This is a genomic window from Pusillimonas sp. (assembly GCF_029263785.1).
Taxonomy (GTDB): domain Bacteria; phylum Pseudomonadota; class Gammaproteobacteria; order Burkholderiales; family Burkholderiaceae_B; genus Pusillimonas.
On record NZ_JAJUFE010000029.1, the window covers coordinates 18,315 to 27,211 of the forward strand.

The 8,897-nt window shown below is 52.6% G+C and carries 6 protein-coding genes and 3 tRNA genes; all 9 read left to right on the forward strand.

Going from position 1 to position 8,897, the window contains the following annotated elements; translation table 11 throughout:
• Positions 1 to 2,889: 2,889 nt before the first annotated feature.
• On the forward strand, positions 2,890 to 4,806 hold the full coding sequence (mnmG, locus tag Q1J88_RS08565; protein WP_301117213.1) for a tRNA uridine-5-carboxymethylaminomethyl(34) synthesis enzyme MnmG: 1,917 nt from the start codon (positions 2,890 to 2,892) through the stop codon (positions 4,804 to 4,806).
• Positions 4,806 to 5,462 (forward strand): 16S rRNA (guanine(527)-N(7))-methyltransferase RsmG, encoded by a 657-nt coding sequence (rsmG, locus tag Q1J88_RS08570; RefSeq protein ID WP_301117214.1) that lies wholly within the window; start codon positions 4,806 to 4,808, stop codon positions 5,460 to 5,462. The genes mnmG and rsmG overlap by 1 nt, the downstream gene beginning before the upstream one ends.
• 21 nt (positions 5,463 to 5,483) lie before the next feature.
• On the forward strand, positions 5,484 to 6,320 hold the full coding sequence (locus Q1J88_RS08575) for an AAA family ATPase (RefSeq protein WP_301117215.1): 837 nt from the start codon (positions 5,484 to 5,486) through the stop codon (positions 6,318 to 6,320).
• A 9-nt stretch (positions 6,321 to 6,329) separates the two neighbouring features.
• Positions 6,330 to 7,247, forward strand: a complete 918-nt coding sequence (locus Q1J88_RS08580; RefSeq protein ID WP_301117216.1) for a ParB/RepB/Spo0J family partition protein — start codon at positions 6,330 to 6,332, stop codon at positions 7,245 to 7,247.
• On the forward strand, positions 7,231 to 8,226 hold the full coding sequence (locus Q1J88_RS08585) for an asparaginase (protein ID WP_301117217.1): 996 nt from the start codon (positions 7,231 to 7,233) through the stop codon (positions 8,224 to 8,226). The genes Q1J88_RS08580 and Q1J88_RS08585 overlap by 17 nt, the downstream gene beginning before the upstream one ends.
• A 48-nt stretch (positions 8,227 to 8,274) precedes the next feature.
• A tRNA-Tyr gene (locus Q1J88_RS08590) sits at positions 8,275 to 8,361 on the forward strand.
• A gap of 129 nt (positions 8,362 to 8,490) precedes the next feature.
• Positions 8,491 to 8,564, forward strand: a tRNA-Gly gene (locus Q1J88_RS08595).
• Between the two features lie 69 nt (positions 8,565 to 8,633).
• Positions 8,634 to 8,708: transfer RNA gene (locus tag Q1J88_RS08600), tRNA-Thr, on the forward strand.
• Positions 8,709 to 8,757: 49 nt separating this feature from the next.
• A partial coding sequence (locus Q1J88_RS08605) for a GTP-binding protein (protein ID WP_301117218.1) occupies positions 8,758 to 8,897 on the forward strand: 140 nt, incomplete at its 3' end.

Genomic DNA, 8,897 nt, shown 5'->3' on the forward strand with positions numbered 1-8,897 from the left:
TTTCGCGTTGGTTCAACTTTCGCGAGCTTCTCCTGACGCCCTACGCCTTTTGGCGGGGGCGTTTTTTGTTTATCCAAAGATTGTCATGTTTTTTGATAAACCACATGGTGCTGGATTAGTATCCAGTGAAGTTATACACAGGTGTGTGGAAAATTGTGTTGAGGTGTTTGTCGCCAGATTGATAGGGGGTCGCCAGGCACTTTCTGCCGCGTCGTATTTCGCGTAAGCGACTGTGGTATATAGGGTTTTCACTGACTTTCAGAGTCGCGGATTGCAAAATCAGTTTTCGCTTGTCAAGTGGTGAACGAAACGGTTTGTTCGCACACTTTTGCCCTATTCCGCCAACTTGCTCACAAAGTTATCCACAGTGCAGCTTTCAAAGCCTGGAACCGCCAAATGGCGGATAGTGCGCAATGGTCGTTTAAGATAAGTATTGTTCGACCGTGTTCCACGTGAAACATCCTTGAAGTTCGAGAAGCCGAGGAAAGTTAGGTATTCGTAAGAGAGCTGATCACTTCAAATGGCCAACTGCCGAGATGTCCTCATCAGGCTGCTGCATGCCGGCAATCCGCTTCGAAGGAATCTCGGTATGGTATTTAGTGCTCGACTGCGACGAACACGAACTTGGATTATGTCGGTGGTTAATCCGGCGCCCTTCAACCTCGGCACATTCAAGACAATGTTTTGAAGGTTATCTACAGATCGTACGTTAAAGAAACAGTGATAGATGTCCAGTTGCATTCAGCCCAAGTTGATATTCGTAAATACTCGGGAGTGTTAAGTGATGAGCTGCATGAATTCTAAGAAGCCGCGCTAATGGTCACGAAATGGGCTAAATTAGCATTGATTGGAGCGCCCGTAGCGCCTTCACTTTACTGCTCCGTTGGCGATGTACGGGTAGCAGCCTGCGTCAATCCTAATAGCGGCAGCAGTTCGACATAAATACTTTACATGCCATCACTCGATTCGGTCAGATCTAAAGTAGATATAGTCAGGAAATTGGTCAATGAAGATCAATGAACTGAACTTCGTGACCTGACCTCCTTCAATGTGCCCCGGCTTGGATTCAAACGCACTTCTATCAGTTAACTGTTTCACGTGAAACACACACGAGCGGGCTCGTTATTCACGGACATACAATCATTTATGTGATGCCCACCGTTAACTGTAAATAGGAAAGTTAAGCTAGTTGTCAGCTTGGTCGTTGCTGAGGGGCTCGGTTGAATCCTGATCTTGAAGTACACCTTACCCAAGTACACCTTACCCGAGAACGCCTTACCCAAATACACCTCACTCAAGTGCGCCTTGTTCTTTAGGAGCCAATTCTTTCCTGCACTACCTTCGTATTGGACAACGATTCAATTAGTTGGGTATATAGGAATCAGAACTCCGTCATGGCCTAAGAAGGCTCGTCATTTGCGAGTTTCGGGCGGCGTATTGGACATAATAGTCAGACAGAGCAAGAGGGATAGCAAATCGCATAGCAGTACGCATAGCCGAGGTCGTATTTGGAGTAAGGTGAAACGGTAATGCTGTCAAATGGCGATACGATGAAGTCCATTTCTTGTTCTACGGGAACCGATTCCTGGAGTGCGCACTATGCGCACCTGCAGTGGTCTGCGTTTTCGCCCGTGTAGCGTCCCTATGGGTCCAACGTAGTGGAATACGCCGAAAGTATTCGACATTTTTTAACGGCAGCGCGTCTGTAGCCAAACTCGGCTTAAACTGAGGATGTCTGGCAAAGAAATTAAATTTTATAGTTTGGTATTAGGATTAATTTGAGAAGTCGAAGGCATTTCTATTGAGCAGAAATTGCCACTGTTGCGCTAAGACATGGCGTCTGCATCGACAACAAGTTATTGGTCTAAGGTTTTCGTTCAACACGATCTGTTATAGACGGTGTTCGCTTTTTGTCGTTAGATTCCTACGAAATCATAATTGCCGTAATGTTTCACGTGAAACATGGTGGCCTTTCATAATGCCGCATAGTTTATTGGCTGGGGCTAATTGAACTGATTGTTGCTCAGCGCGTTTGGAGCTTAAAACAACAAGTCAAGTTGGTGTGACAGTATCCGCCTGCCGGTAGCCGGCGAGCATAGAGGATAGCGAGAGAACTGTTGCCCCGTTGATTCGGGGTGCACTCATCCGGGGTGTGTTCTTTAGAGCCGACTGATTACCGTAACCCTGCTGTAGCGGGTGTGCCGGTTTAGCCATGCTACCTATGAGTTGTTTCTTGCAACAGGAGTGAGTGCAGGGTTTTTCATGCTGCCAAGTATTATCCATTGTGTCTTGCGGCGGTCTAATTGAAAGGGCAGCAACATGATCTTCGGGTTACAGCAATATTTTGTAGCTTAAGCTCTATCTTTAATCTTAAAGGTGCCGACGTACCCAGGTTTAGAAGACGAAAACGCGTTCTTTGTCCAAGATCTTAATTCTGCTCACCGCATGTGCCAGAGGGCAGCCCACGTCGGTTCAGATGGATGCTTAGCGCTTTTCGCACACCGGCCGGATCAGTATGGAAATCTGTGAAACGGTCAAGCAGGTGGTACCCGACATGCATATTCGTGTCTTCTGGCCCTTGGAAATCTGGCTAGGTGCGCAAACTCTCGACGCACTTTTGAGGAATCCCTGACACGCTTGGAGCACAGTAGTCTGTCTACGCGTCCAGGCACGGCAGCCGAAATACTGATTGACGAAATCCGCTCGATCATCCGCGCAGATGCCAAGAAAAACCTGGGGAAAAACCAGGCAGTGTCGAGATGGAATTGCACAGCGTGGGCTGCGATGCGTACGCGAGCGCAACGTCCGAGTGCTAAGTGAAAATGTTTCACGTGAAACACACGAGCGCGGCAAGTATAATCATCCTTTAACCCCCCTTTTGTACTTCAAATGATCTACCCAGACGAATTCGACGTCATCGTAGTTGGAGGCGGCCACGCTGGTACGGAGGCCGCGTTAGCTGCTGCCCGTACAGGTGCCTCGACGCTGTTGCTGACCCACAATATAGAAACTCTTGGGCAGATGTCGTGTAATCCGTCTATTGGTGGAATTGGCAAGGGCCATCTGGTCAAGGAAATCGACGCGCTAGGCGGAGCCATGGCCCTGGCCACAGACAAGGCGGGAATCCAGTTTCGCATTTTGAACCGATCCAAAGGCCCGGCTGTACGCGCTACCCGAGCTCAGGCCGATCGGTCGCTTTATCGAAGCGCGATTCGCCAAATTTTGCAGAACCAACCCAATCTGATGATTTTCCAGCAGGCGGTTGAAGACTTGATGCTGGAAGGGGACAGGGTCGTCGGAGCGGTTACGCAAATCGGTCTCAAGTTTCGCGGACGGTCGGTTGTACTCACCGCTGGTACATTCCTTAACGGATTGATTCATGTTGGTCTGAATAATTATTCTGGTGGTCGCGCTGGTGATCCGCCCTCTATTACGCTTGGCCATCGCCTGAAGGAGCTTAAGCTTCCGCAAGGACGGCTAAAAACCGGCACACCGCCGCGCATTGATTCCCGGTCCATTGATTTTTCGAAGACAGAGACGCAGCCCGGTGATCTTGACCCAGTTCCTGTGTTTTCGTACATGGGATCCGAAGCGATGCATCCCAAGCAATTACCTTGCTGGATCACCAATACCAACGAGCGTACTCACGATATCGTACGCTCGGGTCTGGATCGCTCACCCATGTACAGCGATCAGGGAACGATTGAAGGTATTGGACCAAGATATTGCCCCTCGATTGAAGACAAGATTCATCGTTTCGCTGATAAGGCAAGTCATCAAATATTCTTGGAGCCTGAAGGTCTAACGACCAATGAGATTTATCCCAATGGCGTATCGACGAGTTTGCCGTTTGATATTCAAATCGCGTTGGTTCGTTCTTTACCAGGCTTGGAGCAGGCGATTATCACCCGACCTGGCTATGCGATCGAATACGATTATTTCGATCCTCGAGAACTCAAGTCTTCTTTGGAAACTCGTGCCATTAAAGGTCTGTTCTTTGCGGGACAAATAAACGGCACCACAGGATACGAAGAAGCAGGGGCCCAGGGACTGCTGGCAGGATTGAATGCCGCGCGCCAGGTGCGTGGACTCGAGCCCTGGACTCCTTCGCGTAGCGAAGCGTATTTGGGTGTCCTTGTCGACGACTTGATAACCCGGGGCGTTACAGAGCCATATCGGATGTTCACATCCCGCGCCGAATACCGCCTAAGCTTGCGTGAAGACAATGCGGACCTGCGGCTGACTGAGGTTGGCCGAGAGATGGGCTTGATCTCTGATGAACGCTGGGACGCATTTAATCGCAAGCGGGATGCCATTGAGCAGGAATTGCAGCGTCTTAAAAGCTCATGGGTAAATCCTAAAGTGCTGGACCGCGAAACTGCGGCCGATCTGGTTGGTAAGCCACTTGAACGTGAGTACTCACTTTTCGATTTGCTCAAACGTCCGGAACTTTCGTACAAGCGCTTGATGAGTTTCCAGAAGCCGGATGGAGTGCTGCTGGCGGGTCCGGGGGTGCAGGACCCGGTTGTTGCCGAACAGGTTGAAATCCAAGTGAAATACGCCGGTTATGTTGCACGCCAACAAGAGGATGTCAAAAGACAGGCTGCGCAGGAAAGTCAGCTCATTCCAGAAGATCTGGACTACGACGCCATCGACAGCTTGTCGATCGAGGTCAGGCAACGTCTGAAACTCGCGCGTCCCGAAACCATCGGGCAAGCCAGTCGCATTTCGGGTGTGACACCCGCTGCTATTTCTCTATTGCTAATTCATATCAAGCGGCATCAACATGCTAGACGGGCTGCCTGATGTTCGATCCCAATCTGAAGAACCGGCTCGCCGAGGCGGTTGAAGCGCTGCAGCTCGACCTTACCGACAAGACGCAGGCATTGCTGCTTGAGTATCTGGCCCAGATGCAGCGGTGGAACCGTACGTATAACCTGACTGCCATTCGTGACCCCGGGCAGATGCTTGTGCAGCATATTGTCGATAGCCTGGCGGTCATTCGACCCATGCAGCAGGCACTGGATTTTCGGTCAGAAGCTGTTATTGTTGACGTCGGATCGGGAGCAGGATTGCCAGGGGTGGTAATCGCCCTTGCGTGTCCGGGTTGGCAAGTTCATTGTGTAGACGCCGTCGAAAAGAAGATGGCTTTTGTACGTCAGATGGCGGGTGTACTGGGTTTGCCCAATTTGACGGCAAGGCACGAACGCATAGAATCAATTCAGCCACTGGGCGCCGACATCGTGGTTTCCCGGGCCTTTGCATCGCTGGTAGATTTTGCGACACTGGCGGGTGCACACGTTCGTCCGGGCGGTCATTTGTTGGCCATGAAAGGTCGCCATCCCGAAGAAGAAATAGACGCCCTGCACAAGCAGGGCAACTGGAAGGTTCAATCCGTACAGCAGCTACAGGTACCATTGTTGGAAGCACAGCGCTGTCTGGTGTGGATCGAGGCTTGTTAAGCCCGGCCCTTAAGGAAACTCATGAATTTCAATAATTCCGCCGACGTCGTCAAGGTGTTTTGCATCACGAATCAAAAGGGAGGGGTGGGCAAGACCACTACTGCCATCAACCTGGCCGCCGCCTTGGCAGCCCTTGACAAGAAAGTGCTGTTGATCGATCTCGACCCTCAGGGCAATGCCACCATGGGAAGCGGAGTCGATAAAAACTCCGTGCACAATAATCTGTACCAGGTACTGATCGGTGAATCCGATATTGCATCGGTCCGTGTCAGATCAGAAACGGGCGGCTACGACGTGTTGCCGGCCAATCGCGAGCTTTCCGGCGCCGAAATCGACCTGATCCAGATGGAAGACCGCGAGATGCAGCTCAAGAACGCCATCTCAAAGGTACTGGACGATTACGATTTCATACTGATTGATTGCCCGCCAACACTTTCGTTACTGACGCTTAATGGTCTGGCCTCGGCGGACGGCGTTATTATTCCCATGCAATGCGAGTATTTCGCTTTGGAAGGGCTTTCCGACCTCGTCAACACCATCAAGCGTGTCCATCAGAACATCAACCCCAATTTGCGGGTTATCGGCTTGCTGCGGGTCATGTTTGATACTCGCGTAACGCTTCAGCAGCAAGTGTCGGCGCAAATTGAAGCTCATTTTGGTGACCGGGTGTTTGAGACCATTGTGCCTCGCAATGTTCGGCTTGCCGAAGCCCCCAGTCATGGCATGCCCGGAACCGTATACGACAAAAGTTCGCGTGGCGCCAAGGCGTATATCGAATTCGGCGAAGAATTGATCAAGCGGGTCAAGAAAGAGGTCTTGCGCTCGGTGGCGCGGCCTCCGCAATTAAAGAATCTCTAAGGACGCAACATGGCGACAAGAAAACCCAAAGGTTTGGGAAGGGGCTTGGACGCTTTACTCGGAGCGGACGCAGCCGTTATCGGCGCCCTGGGTAAAGAGAAAGAAAGCGAACCACAAACGCCCACCAAGTTAAGCATCAAGGCATTAAAGGCCGGTAAATACCAACCTCGTACCAGAATGGATGAAGGGGCGCTTAACGAATTGGCTGAATCAATACGCTCGCAAGGCGTCATGCAGCCAATATTGGTGCGGCCTTTATCCTCGGCAGGCAAGTATGAAATTATTGCCGGCGAACGCCGTTTTCGCGCTGCCCAGTTAGCAGGGCTCACTGAAGTCCCGGTGTTGGTGCGCGAAGTCGAGGACGAAAACGCAGCGGTAATGGCGCTGATTGAAAATATCCAGCGTGAAGACCTTAATCCACTGGAAGAGGCGCACGGTGTCAAACGTCTGCTCGATGAATTCGGCCTGACTCATGAACAGGCATCGCAAGCCATTGGGCGGTCCCGTTCGGCTACCAGCAACCTGCTGCGTCTGCTCAACCTGACCGAACCCGTACAAACCATGCTTTTGGCCGGCGATATCGACATGGGTCACGCGCGCGCGCTGCTGGCAGCAGAGGCCGCGCAGCAGATCCTGCTTGCCAACGAAGTCATCGCAAGACGTCTTTCCGTACGCGAAACCGAAAAACTTGTTGCCCGTACGCTGCAGAGTCTCGAAAACCCTGCACCGAATGGCACCCGAAATTCGAAAGCGCCCTCCGGCGACGCCAAGCGGCTCGAGCAGGCCTTGTCCGACCATTTGGGAACCCGCGTCACACTAAAAGTCGGTGCCCGCAATCGCGGGCAGCTGGTCATTGATTTTCACGATTGGGAGCACCTGAATTCCTTGCTGGAGCGTCAGGGTCTGGCCAATGTCATCGACGAATAAAGGCCCATTACCGCATATCGTCCTGTTGTCCTGTGGCGGGACCATCGCCGCTCTTCCTTCCCATGGGGTGGATTACAAGGCGGGCCTGTTGCCACCAGACCGCTTACTGGATGCCGTTCCAGACATCGGAAGTTCGGTGCATGTTACCGTCGAACGTCACGCTGATGTCGGCAGCCAGGATGTCGATCTCGAAATCTGGAATTCCCTGGCCGCACGTGTACGCCGCCTGAACGCAGATCCTTCGGTCGACGGAATCGTGGTGACTCACGGCACCGATACCCTCGAAGAAACTGCCTTCTTCCTGCATTTGGTCACACAGCTCGACAAGCCTGTGGTCCTGACCGGCGCCATGCGGCCGGCTCACGCTTTGAGTGCAGACGGTCCGGCGAATCTTCAGGCAGCGATCTGCTTGGCAAAAAGCCCTTCGGCCAAAGCCATCGGTGTGGCGGTGGTCATGAATGACGTCGTTTACGACGCCGTTGAATTACAAAAAATCAGCGCCAACGCGCTCGAGGCTTTTTCCAGCAGGAATCATGGCCCCCTGGCGCGGATGCTGGGCGGGAATATTGCATTCAATTACACGCCGTCCATCGCCGACCGATGGAAGGGTTCTTTTGCCGACCTCACGCTGGATGCCTGGCCAAAAGTACCCATTCTGTATATTCACGCGGGCATGGATACCGATTGGGTGGATGCCTTGCTGGCGACAGACCCTGACGGCATCGTGGTTGCCGGCGTAGGCAGCGGCAACGCGCCTTCTGCAGTGTGGCGACGGCTCGAGGCTGCGGCTGCCAGGGGCTTGCTGGTGGTACGGTCCAGCCGTTGTGCGACGGGCTTCGTCGATGGCGGAGTCGAGGTAGATGATGAAGCTTATGGTTTTTTCGCAGCAGGCGGGTTAAGCCCCCAGAAGGCGCGAATTCTTCTCATGTGTGCGCTTCGCCGGGATAACAGCCCTGAATCCCTTAGGGCACTATTCTAGCCATTTGACAAGGTCAAAAAAAAGGCTCATAATTCGTGGTTCTCTTTTGGTGGGATGCCCGAGTGGTTAAAGGGGGCAGACTGTAAATCTGTTGGCCTTGCGCCTACGTTGGTTCGAATCCAACTCCCACCACCAGAGCTTACCCGCAGGCGCTGCCGGTGGTTATCAGGGCCTATCGGGCCTTGGCCTGCAGGTGGCACCCGGTGTCTGGCATGGCTGGCAGTATCAGCCCCGGAAGAACGGCGAGAAAGAACGGAATCCCATGCGGGTGTAGCTCAATGGTAGAGCAGAAGCCTTCCAAGCTTACGACGAGGGTTCGATTCCCTTCACCCGCTCCAGGTTTTCAAGGCTCGCCTTATTTGCAGGGCAACTTGCAAAAGGCGGGTTTTTTACGGTAATTGCAGTACGCCCATGTGGCTCAGTGGTAGAGCACTCCCTTGGTAAGGGAGAGGTCACGCGTTCGATCCGCGTCATGGGCACCACTCTATTTCATTCATTTTTGTTGCTTAATTCCATAGTCAGGAGTCAGCCATGGCAAAAGGTAAGTTTGAGCGGACCAAACCGCACGTAAACGTGGGCACGATTGGCCACGTTGACCACGGCAAAACCACGCTGACGGCGGCGATCACCACGGTGCTGGCCAAAGAGTTCGGCTCGGGCGAAGCCAAGGG

Excerpts from the sequence above, each read along its gene's own strand:
- mnmG (WP_301117213.1), top strand. The coding sequence starts at position 2,890 with ATGATCTACCCAGACGAATTCGACGTCATCGTAGTTGGAGGCGGCCAC.
- Q1J88_RS08585 (WP_301117217.1), top strand. The coding sequence starts at position 7,231 with ATGTCATCGACGAATAAAGGCCCATTACCGCATATCGTCCTGTTGTCC.
- rsmG (WP_301117214.1), top strand. The coding sequence starts at position 4,806 with ATGTTCGATCCCAATCTGAAGAACCGGCTCGCCGAGGCGGTTGAAGCG.
- Q1J88_RS08575 (WP_301117215.1), top strand. The coding sequence starts at position 5,484 with ATGAATTTCAATAATTCCGCCGACGTCGTCAAGGTGTTTTGCATCACG.
- Q1J88_RS08580 (WP_301117216.1), top strand. The coding sequence starts at position 6,330 with ATGGCGACAAGAAAACCCAAAGGTTTGGGAAGGGGCTTGGACGCTTTA.